Origin of the sequence: Aureibaculum koreense, from assembly GCF_034296135.1 — a bacterium.
Taxonomy (GTDB): Bacteria; Bacteroidota; Bacteroidia; order Flavobacteriales; family Flavobacteriaceae; genus Aureibaculum.
The window spans coordinates 64,823-85,950 of record NZ_JAXKVV010000011.1 but is presented as its reverse complement, the minus strand read 5'-3'; the positions used below and the strand labels follow the sequence as shown (position 1 = coordinate 85,950).

The following is a 21,128-nucleotide window of genomic DNA, read 5'->3' as shown; positions in this document are numbered from 1 at the left end:
TACTTTTTTATTTTTATCCTGTTGTAACATACCATCACAAATTTTAGAATAAAAATAGTTTTTATCAGGGTCTGTTGGTGCAAATAAATGGGGCTAAGCGTGCAGAATTTACTGTCATTTTTCAATTATCTAATTAGGATAAATATGGTTGGCTTTGACCTTTTTTAATTTTAAGTTTTACTAGAATGATTTTTTTTAAATTGAGAAGGTGTTACACCAAACTGACTTATAAAACATTTTCTAAAATATTTAAGGTCGTTAAACCCAACTTGATAAGCAACACCAGATATATTATCTTCATTGTTTTTAATCATTTGTGCTGCTTTTTTCAACCTTATAGAGCGTATAAAAACAGTAATATCTAAGTCCGTAATACTTTTTATTTTTCTATACAGCGTAGAAGAACTTACCGACATTTTAGATGCAATAAAGTCTCTATTTAGTTTTTCATTCGTTAAATTATCTTCTACCAATTTCATTGCTTTTTTTAAGAACTCCTGGTCTATTGAAGTTACATCGCTTTCCGCAGGTTGTAGAATAATATTTTTATTAAAAAAATCTTTTAATTTGCGTCTGTTGCTCAATAAACCTTTAACTTGAGATTTTAAAACGCTAATATTAAATGGTTTAGTTACATACATGTCTACACCTGAGTTATACCCTTTTTCTTGAAAAATAGCAGTTGTCCTTGCCGTTAGCATAATTATAGGAATGTGAAGTGTTTCTTTGGTAGATTTTAATTTTGTACTTAAGGTTAAACCATCCATTTTTGGCATCATTAAATCACATATAATTATTGTGGGAAGATATTCCATTGCCATTTCAAATCCGAGAATACCATTCTCAGCTTCAAGAATTTTAAAATTTTCTTTAAATACGGATTTTATGAAAGTTCTAATCTCAACGTTATCCTCAATAATTAATAAGGTTGGTAGGCTTTCGTTTTCTTTATCTTTGGAATCAATATCAACTTTTGGTTCCGATAAAACTCTTTCAACTTGGTAGTGAATTGGATCTTCAGATTTTTTATAGTTTGGTATAAATTGAGATTTCTCAAAATGAGTATCTCCCAGTGGTATATTTACTATAAAAGTACTTCCTTTTCCTAGTCTACTTTTAACACGAACATTTCCATGGTGTAACTCTACAATGCTTTTTACCAAAGCCAACCCTATGCCTGTACCGATTAAGTTAATAGATTCTGTATTCGCTATTTGGTAAAATCGATCAAAAATTTTATCAATTACCTTTCTCGGCATTCCTTTGCCATCATCTAGTACGGAGATTTCACAATATTTCACAGTAAATTCTGAAGTTTTTTTCTGTTTTGCCTCTTTAATGGCAAGAGATATTTTTATCTTGGAATTTGCATATTTAAATGCATTCGATAATAAATTACATAATACAATCTCCATTTTTTCACGATCGTAAGTTAATGGTATTTCGGTATTTTTTAGGTCTAAATCGAATTGAATGTTTTTACTTTTTGCTAATTCTTTAAAGGAAAGGAAGATTTCTCTGGTAAATTTCGCAAAATTGCCCTTGGCCACTCTTAAGGTCATTTTACCACTTTCTATTTTTCTAAAATCCAGCAATTGACTTACTAAATTAAGTAACCTTTTTGAATGATAATCTGCTGTGGTTAAATAATCTTTCTGTTGAATTTTGCTTAAATTACCTTGTAACAACGTTTCAATAGGTCCAGATATTAATGATAGTGGTGTCCTTATTTCATGAGCAATATTTGTAAAAAAACGCGTTTTCATTTCCGCTAGTTTTTTTTCTTTTTTTCTATTTAATTTTGCCAACTCAAGTTTTGTTTTCAGATCATGTTGTCTTTTAATAAAATACCTATACAAATACAAAAGACCTATAAAAATTAAAGTGTAAAGAACAAATGCTTGCCATGTTTGCCATAAAGGAGGTAAAATTTTTATTTTTAAGCTTGTAACTGATGCTTCACTATTACTTTCTCCATGTATGGTCTTTACTTTAAACTCATAATCGCCAGCTTTTAAATTAGAATAAGTCACGTTTTTCTGTGAGGTTGTAGTTTGCCAATCTTTATCTAACCCTTCCATTTTAAATTGGTAAGCATTTGAAGTTGAGCTAAGGTCAAGAGCTCCATATTCTATGGAAAAGATATTTTCTTTATTGGTAAGAGTTATTTCTTTAGTATATTCAATGGCATTTTTGATGATGTATCTGTCGTTATACTTTTTATTAGGATGAATTTCTTGTCCCGAAACTTTTAATCCTGTAATTATGGCCGGTGATAATGAACTTTTTTTAATGGAATCTGGATAAAAATTATTTAAGCCATAAATACTACCAAAAAATAACTTTCCATTGGTACCTTTTGAGGCAGAATTCTCCATAAAACTATTGGCTTGTAAACCATCATTTACATCATAATTATAAAACGAGTTTTTACTTAAATTGTATTGTGAGATTCCTTTATCGGTACTTATCCATAAGTTTTCATCTTTATCCTCTAAAATAGCATGGATATAATTATTGGGCAAACCGTCTTTTACCTGAAAAGATTTAAAAGTTAATGAGCTGTCTTCATTTTCAATTATCAGGTTTAATCCATTAGGTGTTCCAATCCAAATATTCCCTTTAGAATCTTCAAATAAGCATTTGATAATATCACTACTCAGTGAACTCGCTTTATTTATGGTTTTATTATAGCTTTTAAAGCTATTTGTTGTTGGTTGATAAACTTGTAAGCCCCTGAAAGTACCAACCCATATTTTACCTGAACTATCTTCAAGAAAAGCACTTATTCTTTCGTCATCTAAGAGATCTTCAAAAACTTGATTTGTCGGATTTCCAATTCCTATAGATTTTTTTAATCCATGTTGTTGGGTACCAATCCAGAAGATACTATCAGAAGTTTGATAAAGTGTTGTTATTTTATACATAAAACTTCTATTTCCATTTATGTTTACCTGATTAATCTTGAAATCACTATCGGTTCTGATTAATTCAGATAGAGAATAATGACCTCCTAGCCATATCCTACTATCCAAACCTTGATAAATTACCTTTGCTCCATCTTTTTTAATTCGTGAATCATTTGAAAAAATTTGAGGTAATTCCAATTTATTAAATACATATCATTTTCACTAAAGTAGACATGGTTATTACCTTTTATACCAACCCATAAATAATTGTTTTTGTCTTTTAATATGGACCAAATGGGTTCATTTGGCAAATTATTTTCAAGTTCTCTAAAAGTTGGAAAACCAAATTGGCGACGGTTTTTATCAACCTTACATAATCCGCCTCCATTGGTGCCATACCATAAAATACCTGATCTGTCTTGATAAATAGATAATACATCATCATATAGTTCTGAACTACCTTTAGACTGATTGGAATATAAACTAAAATGTGTTGCTTTTTTTAAACTGGTATTGAAACGATAAACACCGCTACCCCATGAAGCAATCCAGATATTTTGCTCATTATCCTGGTATAGATGATGCACCCTGCTGTTATTATCTACATCATAAACTTCATTTGTCCCATTATCGTTTAATTCATATTTAACCGTTTCTTTTGATGCTGGATTATATGAGTAAAAGCCCAATCCCCAAGATGCATAGTAAATTAGACCCGATTGTGCATCCTCTATTATTGAAGAAACTCTCCCTAAAGAAATATGGTCTAAAAGGATTCCATTTTTATCAAATACATAAGCACCTCTTAGTGTTCCAACCCACATTTTACCATCTCTAGCCTTGGCAATATCCGTAATGCTAAGATCTGTAAGGTTGCGTTGTAAAGTATTAAGCTTTGGATTAAAGATGTACAACCCATTTTTTTGTGTACCTAACCAAATTTTGTTATTAGAACTTTCGCGTATAGTGATTACATTTTTTTCTTTTAATTCGGCTAATTTTGTGTTATGTTGTTCAAATCGATCTAATTCTGGAAGAAATACACTTACTCCATTGGACTTCGTGCCTATCCAAATACGTCCAAAACTGTCTTCAAAAAGAGCTTCTATAGAATTATTAATGAGGCTGTTGGGGTTGCCAATTTGATTTTCATAAATTTTCATAGAACTACCATCATAACGATTTAAGCCACCACGTGTTCCTATCCAAAGAAACCCTTTTTTATCTTGAAGAATAGCGGTAACCTCATTTTGAGAGAGACCTTCATTTGATGTTATATACTGAATGTTAGTGAGCGTGTTTTCTTGCTGTGCATTTAAGCTGTGAAAACTGCACACTACAATTAGTAGGTTGTAAAAAAATATCCGACGATAAGATTTCAAAATTTCAATACTTTTCTTAGCCTTACGTCCTAAAGTCTCCATAATTTCAAAAAATCCTATAAACACCCTAATGAGGTTGATAAATATATTTGATTGTTCTTTTGTGCTATATGCTAAAATCATAATAAGACATACATAAACACATTTATTGATTGATAAAAGTTTTTATTGGCTTACAGTTTATAGTTACTCAAGAGGAAATAAGAACTAAAGAGGTATAACCAATCCAGACAATAATTTCTTTTACAATCTATTTTATCCTTTTATAATTTAGTTGGAAATATAATGAGAAAATTACAAATTGAAAGAATTTAATACGATTCTTATCGCAATGAATTTACAGAAAAACTTTAAATAGCACATAATAAATTTTGAGCTTTAAGTTAAACGATGGTTTTTAGAATTAATAAATAGGCTCCTATTTTTACCAACTATTGTAAACATAATTTATTTCTTTAGAGTAAAACCCAACTATTTTTATTGGGTTTTAGTTCTTTAATTATTTGTTATATTTAATTTTTCAAATTAAAATAATTATATGATTAAAATATCAACAATTCGGAGGAAGGTCAAATTTATATCAATATTAGTTTTTACGCTAATTATAGGTAGTTGTAACTCACAAAAAGCAATAAGTAATGAAGTTGCCAAAGCACCTCAAGAAAACAAACCTCTGAATATTATTCTGATGATTGGTGATGGTATGGGATTGTCTCAAGTTTCGAGTAGTTATTTTACAAAAGAAACAGAACCTAATTTTAGTCGTTTCCCGACTATTGGGCTAATAAAAACATCTTCGGGCAGCCATCTAATTACCGATTCCGCTTCTGGAGCAACTGCATTTTCTGCTGGTAAGAAAACTTATAATGGTGCCATTGGCGTAAATATGGATACCATAGCTGTAAAAAATATAGTAGAGTCCCTTTCTGAAAAAGGTTACGCAACGGGTTTAATTGCTACATCTTCAATAACACATGCCACACCTGCAAGTTTTTTCGCTCATGTAAAGTCTAGAGGGCTTGCCGAAGAAATAGCTAGTGATTTACCCGCTTCTGATGTGGATTTTTTTGCTGGTGGAGGCAGTAAATATTTCTTTAATCGTAAGGATGGGAAATCACTGAAAAATAAATTTACAGAAAATGACTTTATTATAAACACTTTAAATCTTCAAGAAAGCCAAACCTTATCAAAAGACAAAAAATATGGCTTTTTGTTGGCAAAAAATGCTATGCCAAAGATGAACGAGGGACGAGGGGATTTTTTATTAAACGCCACAGATTTATCCCTTAACTATTTACATAAAAACGAAACTCAGGGTAAAAATGGATTCTTTCTTATGGTTGAAGGTTCACAAATAGATTGGGGCGGCCATGCAAATGAGGCGGATTATATTAAAGAAGAAGTGTTGGATTTTGACAAAGTGATTGGGCATGTGCTGGATTTTGCCGAAGCGGATGGCAACACCTTAGTTATTGTAACTGCAGACCATGAAACAGGTGGTTATACCCTAGCGTCTGATAATGGTAACTATAACAAGATAAAAGGCTCATTTTCTACTGATGGGCATTCCGCTACTTTAATTCCCGTTTTTGCTTATGGAAAGGGAAGCGAAAACTTTTCTGGTATTTACGAAAACACTGAAATTTTTACTAAAATAATGGAGTTAGTTGATGGTAAAAATTGATAATATTTATATATTTTTTCTAAAATATATTATGGATTTTTTCTAAAATATCGATTTTCTTAAGAAATATTCAACACCTAACACCGCAACTATCCCTAAAAAATAAGCAACTAGATCATGCCAAGAAAAGCTTGTACCTATAACGATACTTGCAAGTTTATTTTCTTGAAGTCTTAAAATTTCTACTAACTTAAAATATTTTAAAAACTCTATTACAAAGGAAAATAACAATACATAAATAGCAACTTTAAAAGGTGTTGCATTCCAAAAGGATTTCAGTGTACAATAGATAAGTATTACCACTAGAAAATCACCAAAATACGGACGGACAAAACTATCTTTGACATAAACTCCAATATAAATTTCTACTGCTAAGAGTATTATAGCTAAAATAAAATAAGCTTTATTAAACATAAATTAATATATCTTACTTCTTCTTATTACGCTTGTTGTAATTTTTATCGCCCCTGGTTTTTGATTTTTTGTATTTTGCTGCTATCTTGTACTGATAGGAACCGCCTTTATTGGTCTTTTTATTTTTTTCAGATTTTTCATGAAAACCCGAACCAAGGTTCTCGTCCCGTTTTTTAGGGGCATTAGTTGATTCTTCTGTTTTCGGTTGCTCGGATGGTATTAGTCTTTTAGATATTTCAACGCTCTCAGGAAAAGAAACTTCTTCAATTTCCATCTTCATTAAGTCCTCAATATTCTTTTTAAATTCCATTTCTTTTTCAGTATAGAACAAAATACTTTCTCCTTTTTTTTCTGCACGCCCCGTTCTACCAATGCGGTGCATATAGTTTTCTGGAAATCTTGGCGTATCAAAATTAATTACATGTGAAATTTCGTTGAGATCAAGTCCACGAGCCATAACATCGGTAGTTACTAATATTCTGTTCACACCTTGATCAAATTGCTTCATAGACCGCATTCTATAATTTTGGGTTTTATTGGAGTGAATGATACACATATCAGAACCATAAGTTTCTTCCATGGCCTCAAAAAGACGGTCGGCATTTCTCTTATTAGATACGAATACGAGTACTTTTTTATAAGTTTCGAAATCTTTCAGCAAGTATATCAATAAATTTGCCTTAGTATAAAAATTAGGTACAGCATAACAACTCTGAGAAATATTATCAAGAGGAGTACCACTTAAGGCTACAGTAATTTTTACTGGAGCAATAAAAAAGTCTGTAATTAATTTATCAACGTCCTCTGTCATAGTTGCGGAAAACATTATATTTTGACGATTGGCTGGTAATAAATCAAATATATTGGTCAACTGAAATCGGAAACCTAAATCGAGCATCACATCAACTTCATCAATTACTAATTTTTTAACCGATTTTAATTGCAACGCACGGCTTAATACCAAATCGTATAGTCGTCCTGGGGTAGCCACCACAATATCATAGCCTTGCTCTAACATCGCTTTTTGAGTGTTGATATTAGTACCTCCGTATATTTCAATCACCCTGTGGTTAAGGTATTTACCAAATTTGTTAATCTCGCCAGCAACCTGCACTACCAATTCGCGTGTAGGTACCAAAACCAAAACCCGTGGGTGTTTTTCTTCCGAAAATTTAAGCTGTTGTAAAACAGGTAGCATATAGGCCAATGTTTTACCTGTACCTGTTTGGGCAATACCAACTACATTTTTACCAGAAGCAATTACTGGAAACGCTTGAGTTTGAATAGGAGTAGGTGTCGTAAAACCTAAATCTTCAAGGGCATAACCTAATTGTTTGGAAATCTTAAATTCGTCAAAAGATTGCATCAGTATTAATTTTAATGCAAAAGTAAGGTATCTTTCTTATCTTGCATAAGATAAATCATCACCAAATGCGTATCTTCTTTAAATCTTTAGGTATTATATTTACAATATTATTTTTATGGTCTGCCTATTTACAATTAAATGATCCTGACCCTTTGCTATGGATTGTAGTATACCTTATTGCAGCATTAGCTTCACTACTATTTGCATTGAGCAAGCTAAATTTTTTACTTGCTTCAATATTGGCACTAACCTATTTCATTGGGGCTATATTGAATTGGCCTGAATCATTTGAAGGGATAACATTCAATGATATGAGCCATAAAAACATCGAGGAAGGCAGAGAAGCATTAGGTTTGCTTTTCTGCGGATTAATCTTCACGATTTATGGATTACGAATATATTGTACAAAAAATAAATATCTTAACTAAGACTATATGACTATAGTTTTACCTGGTGTTGGAATTTCATAACTGCCATCTTCTTTCGGTAAAACCGGAGGTGTTGAATTCCAGTCCATATTCTCTGGCACGAGCTGAATATTTGACTGAATCGCCTCGTCCCAATTAATTACTTTACCGGAATATGTAGCCATTCTACCCATTATGGCCGTCATTGTACTTTTAGCCCCATTTTCAGCATCACTAATCACTTCATTATTTCTAATAGAAGCAAAAAGTCTATCATGTTCTACTTGGTAAGGGTCTGGATCATCTTTTCCTCTATATTTAAAAATATTATTTCCTTCCAAATCTTTAAGATAGGCTGTACCTGCATCATTTGTTAAAACTATTCCTTTTGTGCCTTGAAAAGCCTCAGTTACCTTATTCATTGTACCAGGTTGGTGACGGCATTGACTGGAAATAATCGCTCCGCTAGAGTAGGTAAATTCTACAAAATGATGGTCAAAAATTTCTCCATATTCTTTTCCTGTTCGTACTTGCCTTCCACCCATCCCTTGGGCAGAAATAGGATATTCACCTAAAAACCAATTGGCAACGTCTATGTTATGTATATGCTGTTCTAAAATATGATCTCCACATAACCAATTAAAATAGTACCAATTTCGCATTTGATATTCAAGTTCGCTTTGATCTGGCTGTCTTTCTTTCATCCACACGCCATTTCCGTTCCAATAAACCTGTCCTGAAACAATTTTACCAACTTTATCAGCTTTAACTTGATTCCATAATTCTATATATTGTTTTTCGTAATGTCTTTGCAAACCTACCACCACATTCAACTTCTTCTCTTTGGCTAATTTGGCTGCTGCCAATACTCTTCTAACACCAGGTACATCCGTAGCTACAGGTTTTTCCATAAAAACATGCTTACCGGTTTGTACGGCATATTCAAAATGTTGGGGTCTAAACCCCGGAGGTGTTGTTAAAATAACCACATCTGCCAAATCCATGGCTTTTTTAGCGGCATCAAAACCAATGAATTGATTTTTTTCTTTAACGTTTACTTTTTTTGTTCCTTGAAATGCTTCCGTAAGATGGCCTAAACTGGATTTTAATCTATCTTCAAATGCATCTGCCATTGCTACTAATTCCACATTATCATCGGCAGTAAGAGCTTGTTTTGCCGCTCCCGCACCCCTATGTCCACAACCAATTAAGGCAATTTTCAATTTTTTATCGTTATGTACATTTACCATGGAACTTAATGACATGGTTGGCAATAACATTGCTCCGGTTAATAAAGCTGAACTTTTAACAAAATCACGTCTGGATTTTAAAATTTTTGAAGATTTTTTCATTTTAATAATGTTTTGTTATGGGTTATTATTTTTTTCTTGGGACTGCTTTTCCCCAATATTTTTCATAATCTTTCTCGTTAGGAGCGGCCACACGTACTATTCTAAAACCTAAAAATGCGGCATCGGTATGCCACCATTTACTTTTTGGCAATTGTGGATCTCTTTTTTTCCAATTTGGGTTTGACTTATACCTAGCCGCACTACGTAACATATCAACATCATCATCCCAAGATCCACCACGAACGGAGTGAGGATATTCTTTACTTGGAATTTCCAAAGGATTATCAGCTGTTTTACCGTCATACTTTTTATACGCATCAGCCCTATACTGATCTAATGTCAACTCTGCCATATTACCGTGCATATCGTACAACCCCCATGGGTTGGGTTTCTTTTGACCTCCTTTTTGATATCTACCTTGGCTATTTTCTTCATACCAAGCATATTCTCCTAACTCAGTTATGTCATCACCAAAAGAATATTTAGTATCTGTGCCCGCTCTACAGGCATACTCCCATTCTGCCTCTGTTGGTAATCTATAAAAATAACCCGTTTTGGCCGATAACCATTCACAAAATTTTGAAGCAGCTAAGTGAGTTACGTTGGCAACGGGATAACCATTGGTACCCATACCTAAACTCATATCAATATAAGGTACGGTTGCACCAGAAATGGCATCTATATCGGTATTGATTTCTCTATTGGAATTTGTGTTCTTCTCGTTATCTATTTCGCGGTTTAAATAAAGGTAATAAACATCCCAAGTAATTTCATATTTAGCCATCCAAAAAGGATCAATTTTTACCGCATGTACAGGTTTTTCATCTTCATTTGCCGAACTGCCCATTTTAAATTCTCCAGCAGGGATAGCCACCATATCAATTGATAAATCTGAACCAGAAATAGTTTGTGTATAGTCTTTTAACTGATTTTTTTGCGAAGCGGCACTTAAAAAAATTAGCAACAATAAAACTGTTGAAAAAATATTCTCATCCATCATTAAATTAATAAGGTGTTGATTCTATTTTACAGAAGTGGAAAGGTAATAATTTTTTTGTTTTTATGGGCAAACAACTTTTACGCATAAAAAAACCATCCGTCAGAGCTGACGGATGGTTTTAACAATTTCAAAAAATTATTTTCTACTCAATTACAGTTTCTTCTACCTCTTCTTTTACAACAGAAAAGTTAGTACGTCTGTTTAATTGGTGTTCTTCTCTGGTACATCTTACACCATTTGAACATTTATTAACCAATTGAGACTCGCCCAACCCTTCGCTAGTCAATCTTTCTGGTGCAATGCCTTTTTCAATCATATATTCAACAGTTGATTTTGCCCTACGTTCAGATAATTTTTGGTTATACCTGTCCGGACCTCTAGAATCGGTATGTGAAGCTGCGTGGATTTTTAAATCAGGATATTTGTTCATTACCTCTATTACCTTATCTAGTTCAGCTGCAGCATCAGGACGAATATTGTGCTTATCAAAATCGAAATAGATTACATTGATATTAACCAATACCTCATCTCCCACTAATTTAAACTCAGACTCTAAATCTAAATTCTGAACTATAGGTGGTGCATCCAAATCGTTTACCGTGCTTACTTCTTGCTCTAATCTTAAATAACCATCATTGGTTCCGACCAAGGTATAATCACTATCACAAGGTACATCAAAAGTATATTCAGCCGTTTCCTCGGTAGCCGCAGTCATTTGTAATTGATTACCATCACTATCCAAAATGGCAACCAAAGCACCTGGTAATAATTCTTGTGTATTTTTATCTCTAACTACACCTTTAATGGTCTGCATACATTCTATATATATGTTTTCATCAACTTTAAAAGAATAAATATCATCATCGCCTTTTCCTTCTTTTCTGTTAGAAGAAAAATAACCTTGCGTTTCATCTCTTAAAATATAAGCAAAATCGTCCTTAGGACTATTCAAAGGTTCACCTAAATTTAATGGTGTAGATACTGTATTATCATAAATTTTACTGGCAAAAATATCTAAGTTACCAAAACCTGCATGCCCATTTGAAGAGAAGTATAAAATATTATCTTCGTCAATATGGGGAAACATTTCACGCTCTTCGGTGTTAATTCTATCACCCATGTTTTTTGGCTCACTATATTTTCCGTCTGGGAGAATATCTACGACCCAAATATCGGTTTTACCAATAGAACCGGGCATGTCGGAAACAAAATATAGTTTCTTTTCGTCTTTATCTAGCGTTGGTAGCCCTGTAGAATAATCATCACTATTAAAGTCTAATTTTTTTACATTATTCCATGTGTTTGCACTTTCAACATCTGCTACGTATAGTTGGATATTATTTAAACCATTAGTACCTTTTACTGCCTTACCGTTTTCATCGTAATTATTACCTGAAAAATAAACTTTTTTAAGGTCTTTGGTAAAAGTTACACTCGCTTCGTGATATTTTCTGTTAACCTCACCACGTAAATTCTGCTTATTAATAATTTGACCAGTACTATCAATATCACCTATGAATAAATCTAGATATGGTTGGTCATTTCCATCCCATGTTTTTCTAACGATAGCAACTTTATCTGTAGGAGAAGCAAAAATAACCTTGTCCTTTCCATAAAAGTTGAGTCCAAAGTCTGAATTTTTTGTATTGACTTTTAACACTCTAATACTGTGTTTACCTGGTGTTGATTGTGCAGCCATTAAAAATGTGCATAACAAAAAACTTAGCGTAATTATTTTCTTCATGTGTTTATATTTAGTTTTTTAACGTTAACATGCCTTTAGCAATTGACCATTCAAGTGAATGATATAATTTTTAACATGCTCGTCCCATATCTTTTAATTTCTTGAAAGTAAGTTATATAATTCCACAATTGTAATTTCTGGATTTTTAGGGGATTATTTCTAAAAAAGTCTCAGATTTCAAAAAACAAATTTAACAAATAAAATTTAACACTTATTATTTCAAGGTCAGGTTTTACTAAAATATAGTTAAAATTGCTTTAATAATCTTATTTTAAATGACTTATAATGTAACCGTTTTCTAAAGATGCTTTATTATTTTTGCTCGATTTTACGTTTTTCTTCAAATTTAAGACCCTTGTAATCCAATTTCCAACCAAAAGTACTGACCATCTGTTCAATAATTTTAACGGTTTCCAACGCTTTTGAAGTTGCAGATGTTAATAGGTCGCTTTCGGGAATTTTCTCCTCAATATTAGTTCTCACTTTTTTATTTAAGTTGCTTAAATCTGACGCAGCGAATTTATTAAAATAGCCATGTTTTACATCGTAATACTGAATATCTGTTTCAATGCTTAATATTTCTGGTTCGGGAAAATATTCCACAACTAATTTTTTACGTTCTGGTATGGATCGTAGTCTAATTTTTTTCATATCAAATCCAATCATCACTTTAGCATTGGCAAGTACTATTGCTTTCTTTTTACTGATGACTAGATTTAAAAGCACTCCTTTTACATCTTCAAAATGCATTATTTCAGAAAAATCGCCTTCTACTGTAATCATTTTTGAGACATTTCTAATTTTTTCCAATAAAACAACGGACTGCTCTTCAGACTTATGTTTTGAAAATCGCTTACTGAAAACCAGTACCAATACTCCAAGAATTATTATTCCGATAAGTAATCCTAAGATAAATTCCATACAATATTTATTAATTTATTCTTTTAGCAATTAATGCTGAAAAATGATTAATCTTTAGTTGCTCTTAACATTTCTCTTTTACCGGGTGGACCAGGTAATCTTTCAACGGTAAAACCAACTTCTTCCATTGCCCTCCTTACACTACCTTTGGCAGAGTAAGTTACTAAAACCCCTTCTGCTTTTAAGGATTTATACATTTTTTTGAACATTTCAGGTGTCCATAATTCCGGTTGTACCCTGGCTCCAAAGGCATCAAAATAAACTAAATCAAAAACATTATCATCAATAATATCATCAAAAAACTGTTGTCTTTTGGTTATTGAAAAAGTTTTTGAAACTTGATGTTTTTCTTCCCAAGAAAGAGAATGCAATTTTTCAAATATTTTGTTTTCTTTTTCGGCATTTAATTCTGTTACGTAATTTAATTTGACAACTTCTTTAGATTCAACGGGATAGGCCTCCACACCTACATAATCGATAAGTTGTTTTAATTTTTCGGCTTCTAAATAAGTAATAAACGCATTGAGCCCAGTACCAAATCCTACCTCTAAAATAGAAAGTTTATCATTTGGCTGAAATTGTCTTAACCCACTATCAATAAAAACGTGAAATGCCTCTTGAATGGCACCGTGTTTGGAATGGTATTGCTCGTTCCAATCTGGTAATTGGATAGTTGTAGAGCCATCAGAAGTTATTAATATTTCTCGCTTCAAATTAATTGATTAAGAGTTTTTTAATTTTTGGGACGGGGCCAGTGCACCTTGTTTGGTGACAAGCTATACAACTATTTACTGATTGATTAAAATAATAAGCTGTTGAATCTGATTCAGTTGAAAATGTTGCTTTTTGAAACTTGACAAATTCAATTGCCAAACTATCAAATTCTGCATCACGTTCGTCTGGGTTAGTCATTGCCGCTTTATGGATATTTATAAATTCTTCAGGAAATGCAAACAAACTATCTTTGTTAATTATTTTGGTTTTTGTAAGCTTATTAAACTCGTACATTTGTCGCATTAACAAAGCCATTTCAGAGGGTTCGTACATTTGCATCTCCTCTTTTTTGGTTACTTTTTCCTTTTTACCCGCCTTAGCACAAGATATTAAAAGCAACATCGCAATAAGTAGAACTACCGATATTCGCATTATTTTTTAAGCAAAACACCGTCGGCTTCAAAGGCATAGGTGAATTTTGGTTCCGTTATTTTTGCAATTTCTTCCTCTGTTTTACCTGCATCTTTAGCAAAATGTTGCAATTCTTTAACCGTAGTTTCAGTAACATAGGCCTTGCCATTAACAATAACCTCTTTATTATCAGCATCTAGTGGAACAAAAAAGCCATAGTCTTTAAAACGGACCATCGATTCCTTTTTATCACCTAGATCCAATTTCATCCAACAGCCCTTGGCTTTACATACTTCATTAATACTAGATACAAATTTTACAGCCACCGTATCACCAGATTTTAAATTTTCAAACTTTTTGGCCATTTCTTCTTTAGAAATTACGTTTTCATCCGTAATTTCTTCACCAAAAGAGGCATAAGCAATTTTGGCTTGCTCTTCATTTTCACTTTCCTTTTTCTCTTCTTTACAGGCAATAAATGCTAAAAAACAAGTTAACAGTATTAATTTTCGCATAATGTGTATAATTTTTATACAAAAATAAAGTTTTAAACTTAAATTAAGCTAAGAATAGCTATTTTTGTTGACTAAATTAAGCGTTATGAACACAGCAACTACTGTAAATATAAACATTGAAAAAACACAAAAATCTAAACTTTCTGAAGTTGATTTTAACAATTTGCCGTTTGGTCAAACTTTTTCTGATCATATGTTTGTTTGCGATTATAAAGATGGGGAATGGCAAACACCGCAAATTATACCTTACCAAAACATTAGTTTAGACCCTGCTGCCAAAATTTTTCATTACGGACAATCCGTTTTTGAAGGCATGAAGGCGTATAAAGACGAGCAAGATCAGATTTGGTTGTTTAGACCGTTAGAAAATCAGAAACGCATAAATATTTCAGCTGAAAGATTGGCCATGCCTGCTTTTCCTGAAAATTACTTTATGGAAGGTTTGGAAACTTTATTAAAAGTTGAAAAAGGTTGGATTCCGCAAACACCGGGAAGTTCATTATATATTAGACCTTTTATTTTTGCAAGTGGCATTGGTTTTCATGCCTCACCGGCAAATGAATATAAATTTATCATAGCTTGTGCTCCGTCTGGGCCTTATTTTGCGGGTAATGTTAAAGTGTTAATTGAAGAAAAATATTCACGTTCTGCCAATGGTGGCGTAGGATTTGCCAAAGCTGGCGGTAATTATGCCGGACAGTTTTACCCCACACAACTTGCTGTTAAAAAAGGATACCATCAGGTAATTTGGACGGATGATAATACGCACGAATACATTGAAGAAGCTGGGGCAATGAATATTTTTGTGAGAATTGGCGATACTCTAATTACCAGCCCAACAAGTGATCGAATTTTAGACGGTATTACCCGTAAAAGTATTTTAGACATTGCCAAAGACGAAGGCATCCCAGTTGAAGTACGAAAATTTACGGTTAGTGAATTGGTAGAAGCCTCTAAAAATGGAACATTAAAAGAAATGTTCGGTGCTGGAACTGCTGCCGTAGTTTCTCCAATTTCTATGTTTGGACACAGAGGCAATGATTACGAGTTGCCCGAAATCGAAAATAGCTACGCATCAAGATTTAAAAAACGTATAACTGATATTCAATATAATAGATCTGAAGATAAATTTGGATGGAGATATTTGGTGAAATAGAGGTTAGAGGTCAGAGCAAAAAAAAAGGGATAAATTTCTACAAGCAGAAATTTATCCATTTTTTATTTATCTAATATGGTAGCAATATCAGGTTTAAAATAGTTTGGACCTTTTAAAACTTTTCCGTCTTCACGGTAGATTGGCTTGCCATCCTCACCGAGTTTGCTCATGTTACTGCGTTGAATTTCGTTAAATACTTCTTCAATTTTGTGCTGCATACCATGTTCTATAATTGTGCCGCAAAGTATGTAAAGCATATCGCCCAGAGCATCGGCAACTTCAACCAAGTCATTACTTTCGGCGGCTTCCAAATATTCTTTATTCTCTTCGTCCATTAAATTGAAACGCAATTTTATTTTTTGAGGTGATAAATTGGCAATAGGATTGTTACTTACGCCCAAACCAAATGCCTCGTGAAATTCTTGTACGGCTTTTATTTTATCTTGCATTATTGTTCTATTTTTGTATCGTTAAATATAAGGGAAAAAATGTTTAGTAGAGGTCAACTAATTTTCGGTATTTTATTCGCAATAGCTTTTATCATTTTTATTATTTGGAGTTATAGAAAAGACCTAAAACTCCATAAGATTTACTACAAAAATGTTTGGATAATCGGCCTTACTATTATTGTGGTGATTGCCATTTTTGGGGTGTTGACTTTCTTTTTGCATGGGAAATAGGATTATTATTCAGGAAAAGGTCATGATACATAAGTCATCCTGAACTTGTTTCAGGATCGCACCCCATTAGTAATGTGATGCTGAAACGAGTTCAGCATGACGTTACTTTTAAAAATATGTTTCAATAATATTACTTCTTAAATTTCAATACTTCTGACCTTCCTTTTTTAAATATTTTATTGCTATTATGTGTTCCTTTACGGAGGGCTTTTTGTTCCTCATAGGGTAAATTATAGACTTCTTGACATTTTTCTGAGCAACAACCCTGCATTTTTTCTTTACAAGACTCACATTGAATAAAAAGCAAGTGACAGGCTTCATTTTCGCAATTAACGTGCGTGTCGCAGGGTTTGCCACATTGGTGACAATTGGCAATAATGTCATCTGAAATTTTTTCGGCCCTACGGTGGTCAAAAACAAAGTTTTTACCCACAAACTTATTTTCTAATTTTTCCTCATTTACCTGACGAACATATTCAATAATACCACCTTCCAACTGAAAAACATTTTTAAACCCTTTGTGTTTATAATACGCACTAGCTTTTTCACAACGGATACCACCTGTACAATACATCAATAGGTTTTTGTCTTCTTTATATTCTTTTAAATCTTCTTCTATAATATCTAAAGAATCTCTAAACGTATCAACATCAGGGGTAACCGCTCCATCAAAATGCCCGATTTCACTTTCGTAATGGTTACGCATATCGACACAAATAGTATTCGGATCTTCTAACAACTTGTTAAAATCTTTTGCTTTAACATGTACGCCAATATCCGTAACATCAAAAGTGTCGTCATTCAATCCGTCGGCCACAATTTTATCTCGTACTTTTACTTTTAACTTTAAAAACGATTTATTATCCTGTTCAACGGCAATATTCAGCCTTACATTTTCCAAAAACGGGATAGCATCCAATTTTGTTTTAAAGTCATTAAAATTATCAGCAGGTACGGAAAGTTGTGCATTAATCCCCTCATGGGCCACATAAATTCGACCTAAAACATCTTGCTCGTTCCAGAGCACAAACAAATGGTTTCTAAACAATGTGGGATTGCCAATTTTGGCATATTTATAGAAAGACAAGGTTAACCGTTGCTTACCTGTTTGTTCGATTAACTCAGCTCTTTCTTTGGCACTTAATGTATTGTACAGTTGCATGCTATACTAATTATAAGATTAAAGACCTGCCTCGCGGCAGGCGGGTTCGAGATTTAAAATTTAAAATTATTCGTTTTTCATGTCCGCTAAAGCGAATTTTAAAAAAAGACGTTGCAAAATTAAAGGATTTATGCCTTTTATCGAAAAAAATTTAACATTTTAACCCAATTTGATAAAAATTGAACTTTTGAATAAATAATTTTTTAAGCTATTGAACTTTTTAAGACCTTTGCAGTCCAAAATTTAAAACAGTAGAAATTATGAGAATTGCAGTTGTTGGTGCTACCGGAATGGTAGGAAATGTAATGCTAAAATCTTTGGAAGAGCGTAATTTTCCGGTAACGGAATTGATTCCCGTTGCTTCTGAAAAATCAGTTGGTAAAAAAATAGAATTTAAAGGAAAGGAATATACCATTGTAAGTTTGCAAAATGCAGTGGATATGCAACCAGATATTGCACTATTTTCTGCTGGCGGAGGCACTTCTTTAGAATGGGCACCTAAGTTTGCAGAGGCAGGTACTACCGTAGTTGATAACTCATCAGCTTGGCGGATGGATGAAACAAAAAAGTTGATTGTTCCAGAAATTAACGCCAATACATTAACTGAAAGCGATAAAATAATTGCTAACCCTAACTGCTCAACTATTCAGATGGTAGTAGCATTGGCTCCATTACATAAAAAATACCAAATTAAAAGATTGGTAATTTCTACCTACCAATCTATTACAGGTACTGGTGTAAAAGCGGTTCAGCAATTGGAAAATGAATTTAAAGGTGAAAAAGGCGAAATGGCATACCACTACCCTATTCATAAAAATGCCATACCCCATTGTGATGTTTTTGAGGAAAATGGTTACACTAAAGAAGAAATGAAATTGGTACGCGAAACTCAAAAAATATTAAATGACAAAACCATAGCAGTTACTGCAACAGCGGTAAGGATTCCTGTTGTTGGAGGGCATAGTGAATGTGTAAATATTGAATTTGAAAAAGAATTTGATGTATCAGAATTGCGAAAGTTGCTTAGCCAAACTCCCGGAGTTACCGTACAAGACAATTTAGATACAAATACTTACCCAATGCCTATTTATGCACATGGTAAAGATGATGTTTTTGTAGGTAGAATCCGTAGGGATTACTCACAACCCAATACCTTAAATATGTGGATTGTCTCTGACAATTTACGTAAAGGAGCCGCCACCAATACCATACAAATTGCTGAATATTTGATGGAACATAATTTGGTGAATACTAAAGTTGTTTCTTAAAAGAAATTTTAATTTAAGCTAAAAGCCATCCGCCAACTGGCGGATGATTTTTTTATTGAAAAAATTTATCCGTTTTTACCTGTCTGCCTCAGGTTGAACGGTTAACAAATGGTTTGTGAATAAGCTTTTTTATTACAAAGTCCATTACTTAGGATTGTTGCAGCCTATTTTTAAAAATTATAATTACTTTTACAGATATAAGCGATATAACCACAATGTGGTTATACATATGTTAGCATTCATGCAAAAAAAATGACAGCTTTAATCGAAAACATTGAGAATAATTATTTTGGAACAGATTTACGAAAAAGATTATTTGAATTAAAATCTAAAGATTCAAATAGTCCAGAAATAATTATGTTTATTAATCTATTCCGACAGACTTTAACTAATAATTTCGAAATTGAAAGCAATGAATTACTTGATAATTTTTCTTCAATAGAACAGATTAAAAATATTGAGATTCGTGGACGATGGCATGAATATTTATCACAAAGATTTCCTAAGCAGAAACGTGAACATTTAAGAAAATCCGTTTTCTATTATCTTGAAATATTTACAAGTACTAAAAACAATAATTATCTTATTCATTCTCTAAGACTTGTAAAGAATGCAAAAGGATTATTTAAAGACGAAATCAATAGTATCTATGAAAAAGGAAAATCGGAATTACTTCAATTAGACAAACCGTTTCTTCAAAAAGAAATAGTGATTGAATTATTTTCCTTATGCCCAGAACAAACCAAAATTGACTTTGGTGGGTTTTTAAAAAGTAAGATTGAAAACCTAACAACAAATCACAATTATTCTGGAGTATTTTGGTTAATCGAATCTCTTAAAGAAATAAAAGCAATTTCTAAAACAGAATCTAAAATTCTGCATGCGGAAAATTATGAAAACGAGGGTGACTATCGATCAGAAGATAAAAAGCCAAATACTTATTACCCAACAATTTTAATTACATATCAGAAAGGATTACGAGAACTGAAAAGCATACAATGTGATGGAAACTTTAGAAAAAGATTAGAAAATAAAGTCTTAAAAGAGCAAAAAGAACAATTAAAAATGCATTCTGCATTATCACAAGAATATACTGAAACAAACAAAGTATTTGAAAATCTAATTAATGATTTTGGAAATTCTTGTCTTGAACAATTTAAGGTTTTTGATTTTGAATCAGGTTTTAGTGGCTTAATTTCATTTCCTATTTCACTAGAAATCAAATCTAAAAAAGAACAAAAAAGTACATTTTTGTTTTCAAAAATGTTTGATAATTATGTAAAAATTAATTCAAAAGGAAAAGCAGTTGGAAAAACGGATAGTGAAAATTTTCATAAAATTGAGAATAAAAGAATTTGGCGAGAATGCACTATTAATTTTCTAAAAAAAGCCAAATGGAAAATGGATGAAGATAAAATATTAAATAGAGATATTGTCTTTTACCATATACTTGAAAAATGTGATAGTAAGTTTATTCCTCCCGACAGGAAATGGCTTTTTGCTAATGGTATTTATAATGGATTTAATAACGATTTTATCACTTCAGCACATATCCTAATCCCTCAATTAGAAAATAGTTTAAAATATACTCTTGAAAACCAAGGAGTCTTAACTTCTAAAATTTATGATGAAATACAACATGACAATATGCTTGGTGGACTTCTTGACATATACATAAAAAAGAATGGTCACGATATATTCTATGAAATGAAAGATTTCCTGCTAGAGAATAGTAGTGTGAATTTTCGAAATGAATTGTGTCATGGATTATTATCTCCATTTATAATTGAGCATTATGGAATTTACGTATGGTGGTTAACTTTGAAATTAATTTTTGATAAAGAGAAAGTATTTGAAATAGAAAGCACGAAATGCTAACAAAGTACTGTGATAAAAACCAAGCTTAAGACGTGTATAATTCATTGTTAATACAGGCATACTTACTAATCCCGATGTTTCTTGGTCTCGCGGACTTTCCATTCAGTTTATATTTGTTAAATTAGTCAGTTCAAAAAATCCCATTAACTATTCATAAAATCGTTA

The 21,128-nt window shown here is 32.4% G+C and carries 18 protein-coding genes; 5 read left to right on the top strand and 13 right to left on the bottom strand.

Translation table 11 applies throughout. The features are described from left to right. Nucleotides 1-170 precede the first annotated feature (170 nt). Nucleotides 171-3,107 carry a hybrid sensor histidine kinase/response regulator gene (locus UMM65_RS11155; protein ID WP_321976625.1) on the bottom strand — a complete coding sequence of 979 codons (2,937 nt, stop codon included), beginning with the start codon at nucleotides 3,105-3,107 and terminating at the stop codon, nucleotides 171-173. Beyond that, nucleotides 3,047-4,414, bottom strand: coding sequence for a ligand-binding sensor domain-containing protein (locus UMM65_RS11150; RefSeq protein ID WP_321976623.1), 1,368 nt, complete (start codon nucleotides 4,412-4,414; stop codon nucleotides 3,047-3,049). The genes UMM65_RS11155 and UMM65_RS11150 overlap by 61 nt, the downstream gene beginning before the upstream one ends. Before the next feature lie 415 nt (nucleotides 4,415-4,829). On the opposite strand from UMM65_RS11150, the gene UMM65_RS11145 reads away from it, so the two are divergent. Beyond that, a complete protein-coding gene (locus tag UMM65_RS11145; protein WP_321976622.1) occupies nucleotides 4,830-5,975 on the top strand; it encodes an alkaline phosphatase in 1,146 nt (381 codons plus the stop codon). Nucleotides 5,976-6,017: 42 nt separating this feature from the next. Here UMM65_RS11145 and UMM65_RS11140 read toward each other — a convergent pair whose 3' ends face one another. Continuing rightward, nucleotides 6,018-6,389: a ribosomal maturation YjgA family protein gene (locus UMM65_RS11140; protein WP_321976621.1), complete on the bottom strand. Its 372-nt coding sequence runs from the start codon at nucleotides 6,387-6,389 to the stop codon at nucleotides 6,018-6,020. A 13-nt stretch (nucleotides 6,390-6,402) separates the two neighbouring features. Further along, nucleotides 6,403-7,755 (bottom strand): DEAD/DEAH box helicase, encoded by a 1,353-nt coding sequence (locus tag UMM65_RS11135; RefSeq protein WP_321976620.1) that lies wholly within the window; start codon nucleotides 7,753-7,755, stop codon nucleotides 6,403-6,405. A 65-nt stretch (nucleotides 7,756-7,820) separates the two neighbouring features. Between UMM65_RS11135 and UMM65_RS11130 the strand changes: the two genes are divergently transcribed. After that, nucleotides 7,821-8,183, top strand: coding sequence for a transmembrane 220 family protein (locus UMM65_RS11130; protein WP_321976619.1), 363 nt, complete (start codon nucleotides 7,821-7,823; stop codon nucleotides 8,181-8,183). A 2-nt stretch (nucleotides 8,184-8,185) separates the two neighbouring features. On the opposite strand, the gene UMM65_RS11125 is transcribed toward UMM65_RS11130, so the two are convergent. The 7 genes from UMM65_RS11125 to UMM65_RS11095 all read right to left on the bottom strand — a co-directional run bounded on the left by UMM65_RS11125 (nucleotide 8,186) and on the right by UMM65_RS11095 (nucleotide 14,819). Then, the gene (locus tag UMM65_RS11125) at nucleotides 8,186-9,514 is read right to left on the bottom strand and encodes a Gfo/Idh/MocA family protein (protein WP_321976618.1); all 1,329 of its coding nucleotides are present in this window, start codon (nucleotides 9,512-9,514) and stop codon (nucleotides 8,186-8,188) included. A 25-nt stretch (nucleotides 9,515-9,539) separates the two neighbouring features. Then, the gene (locus tag UMM65_RS11120) at nucleotides 9,540-10,511 is read right to left on the bottom strand and encodes a formylglycine-generating enzyme family protein (protein WP_321976617.1); all 972 of its coding nucleotides are present in this window, start codon (nucleotides 10,509-10,511) and stop codon (nucleotides 9,540-9,542) included. A 145-nt stretch (nucleotides 10,512-10,656) separates the two neighbouring features. After that, nucleotides 10,657-12,258, bottom strand: a complete 1,602-nt coding sequence (locus UMM65_RS11115) for an OmpA family protein (protein WP_321976616.1) — start codon at nucleotides 12,256-12,258, stop codon at nucleotides 10,657-10,659. 312 nt (nucleotides 12,259-12,570) lie between these two features. After that, nucleotides 12,571-13,179, bottom strand: a complete 609-nt coding sequence (locus tag UMM65_RS11110; protein WP_321976614.1) for a DUF4230 domain-containing protein — start codon at nucleotides 13,177-13,179, stop codon at nucleotides 12,571-12,573. A gap of 47 nt (nucleotides 13,180-13,226) precedes the next feature. Continuing rightward, complete coding sequence (gene mnmC2 / locus UMM65_RS11105; protein ID WP_321976613.1) at nucleotides 13,227-13,892, bottom strand: tRNA (5-methylaminomethyl-2-thiouridine)(34)-methyltransferase MnmC2; 666 nt, start codon at nucleotides 13,890-13,892, stop codon at nucleotides 13,227-13,229. 1 nt (nucleotide 13,893) lies between these two features. Next, nucleotides 13,894-14,325: a hypothetical protein gene (locus tag UMM65_RS11100; RefSeq protein ID WP_321976612.1), complete on the bottom strand. Its 432-nt coding sequence runs from the start codon at nucleotides 14,323-14,325 to the stop codon at nucleotides 13,894-13,896. Then, the gene (locus tag UMM65_RS11095) at nucleotides 14,325-14,819 is read right to left on the bottom strand and encodes a DUF4920 domain-containing protein (protein ID WP_321976611.1); all 495 of its coding nucleotides are present in this window, start codon (nucleotides 14,817-14,819) and stop codon (nucleotides 14,325-14,327) included. Before UMM65_RS11095 ends, UMM65_RS11100 begins: the two co-directional genes overlap by 1 nt. Before the next feature lie 85 nt (nucleotides 14,820-14,904). Between UMM65_RS11095 and UMM65_RS11090 the strand changes: the two genes are divergently transcribed. Continuing rightward, complete coding sequence (locus UMM65_RS11090; protein ID WP_321976610.1) at nucleotides 14,905-15,975, top strand: branched-chain amino acid aminotransferase; 1,071 nt, start codon at nucleotides 14,905-14,907, stop codon at nucleotides 15,973-15,975. 62 nt (nucleotides 15,976-16,037) lie between these two features. Here UMM65_RS11090 and UMM65_RS11085 read toward each other — a convergent pair whose 3' ends face one another. Together UMM65_RS11085 and trhO are read right to left on the bottom strand one after the other, a co-directional pair. Beyond that, nucleotides 16,038-16,424: a nucleoside triphosphate pyrophosphohydrolase family protein gene (locus UMM65_RS11085; protein ID WP_321976609.1), complete on the bottom strand. Its 387-nt coding sequence runs from the start codon at nucleotides 16,422-16,424 to the stop codon at nucleotides 16,038-16,040. A 361-nt stretch (nucleotides 16,425-16,785) separates the two neighbouring features. Then, entirely contained in the window at nucleotides 16,786-17,817 is a 1,032-nt protein-coding gene (gene trhO / locus UMM65_RS11080; RefSeq protein WP_321976608.1) for an oxygen-dependent tRNA uridine(34) hydroxylase TrhO, read from the bottom strand. A 260-nt stretch (nucleotides 17,818-18,077) separates the two neighbouring features. Between trhO and UMM65_RS11075 the strand changes: the two genes are divergently transcribed. Then, nucleotides 18,078-19,085 carry an aspartate-semialdehyde dehydrogenase gene (locus tag UMM65_RS11075; RefSeq protein ID WP_321976606.1) on the top strand — a complete coding sequence of 336 codons (1,008 nt, stop codon included), beginning with the start codon at nucleotides 18,078-18,080 and terminating at the stop codon, nucleotides 19,083-19,085. A gap of 252 nt (nucleotides 19,086-19,337) precedes the next feature. After that, nucleotides 19,338-20,963, top strand: coding sequence for a DUF4209 domain-containing protein (locus UMM65_RS11070; RefSeq protein ID WP_321976605.1), 1,626 nt, complete (start codon nucleotides 19,338-19,340; stop codon nucleotides 20,961-20,963). Nucleotides 20,964-21,128 lie beyond the last annotated feature (165 nt).

Bases quoted from the DNA above. Each gene is read 5' to 3' on its own strand.
- UMM65_RS11150 (WP_321976623.1), bottom strand. From the start codon at position 4,414: ATGATTTTAGCATATAGCACAAAAGAACAATCAAATATATTTATCAAC.
- UMM65_RS11145 (WP_321976622.1), top strand. From the start codon at position 4,830: ATGATTAAAATATCAACAATTCGGAGGAAGGTCAAATTTATATCAATA.
- UMM65_RS11140 (WP_321976621.1), bottom strand. From the start codon at position 6,389: ATGTTTAATAAAGCTTATTTTATTTTAGCTATAATACTCTTAGCAGTA.
- UMM65_RS11135 (WP_321976620.1), bottom strand. From the start codon at position 7,755: ATGCAATCTTTTGACGAATTTAAGATTTCCAAACAATTAGGTTATGCC.
- UMM65_RS11130 (WP_321976619.1), top strand. From the start codon at position 7,821: ATGCGTATCTTCTTTAAATCTTTAGGTATTATATTTACAATATTATTT.
- UMM65_RS11125 (WP_321976618.1), bottom strand. From the start codon at position 9,514: ATGAAAAAATCTTCAAAAATTTTAAAATCCAGACGTGATTTTGTTAAA.
- UMM65_RS11120 (WP_321976617.1), bottom strand. From the start codon at position 10,511: ATGGATGAGAATATTTTTTCAACAGTTTTATTGTTGCTAATTTTTTTA.
- UMM65_RS11115 (WP_321976616.1), bottom strand. From the start codon at position 12,258: ATGAAGAAAATAATTACGCTAAGTTTTTTGTTATGCACATTTTTAATG.
- UMM65_RS11110 (WP_321976614.1), bottom strand. From the start codon at position 13,179: ATGGAATTTATCTTAGGATTACTTATCGGAATAATAATTCTTGGAGTA.
- UMM65_RS11100 (WP_321976612.1), bottom strand. From the start codon at position 14,325: ATGCGAATATCGGTAGTTCTACTTATTGCGATGTTGCTTTTAATATCT.
- UMM65_RS11095 (WP_321976611.1), bottom strand. From the start codon at position 14,819: ATGCGAAAATTAATACTGTTAACTTGTTTTTTAGCATTTATTGCCTGT.
- UMM65_RS11090 (WP_321976610.1), top strand. From the start codon at position 14,905: ATGAACACAGCAACTACTGTAAATATAAACATTGAAAAAACACAAAAA.
- UMM65_RS11085 (WP_321976609.1), bottom strand. From the start codon at position 16,424: ATGCAAGATAAAATAAAAGCCGTACAAGAATTTCACGAGGCATTTGGT.
- trhO (WP_321976608.1), bottom strand. From the start codon at position 17,817: ATGCAACTGTACAATACATTAAGTGCCAAAGAAAGAGCTGAGTTAATC.
- UMM65_RS11075 (WP_321976606.1), top strand. From the start codon at position 18,078: ATGAGAATTGCAGTTGTTGGTGCTACCGGAATGGTAGGAAATGTAATG.
- UMM65_RS11070 (WP_321976605.1), top strand. From the start codon at position 19,338: ATGACAGCTTTAATCGAAAACATTGAGAATAATTATTTTGGAACAGAT.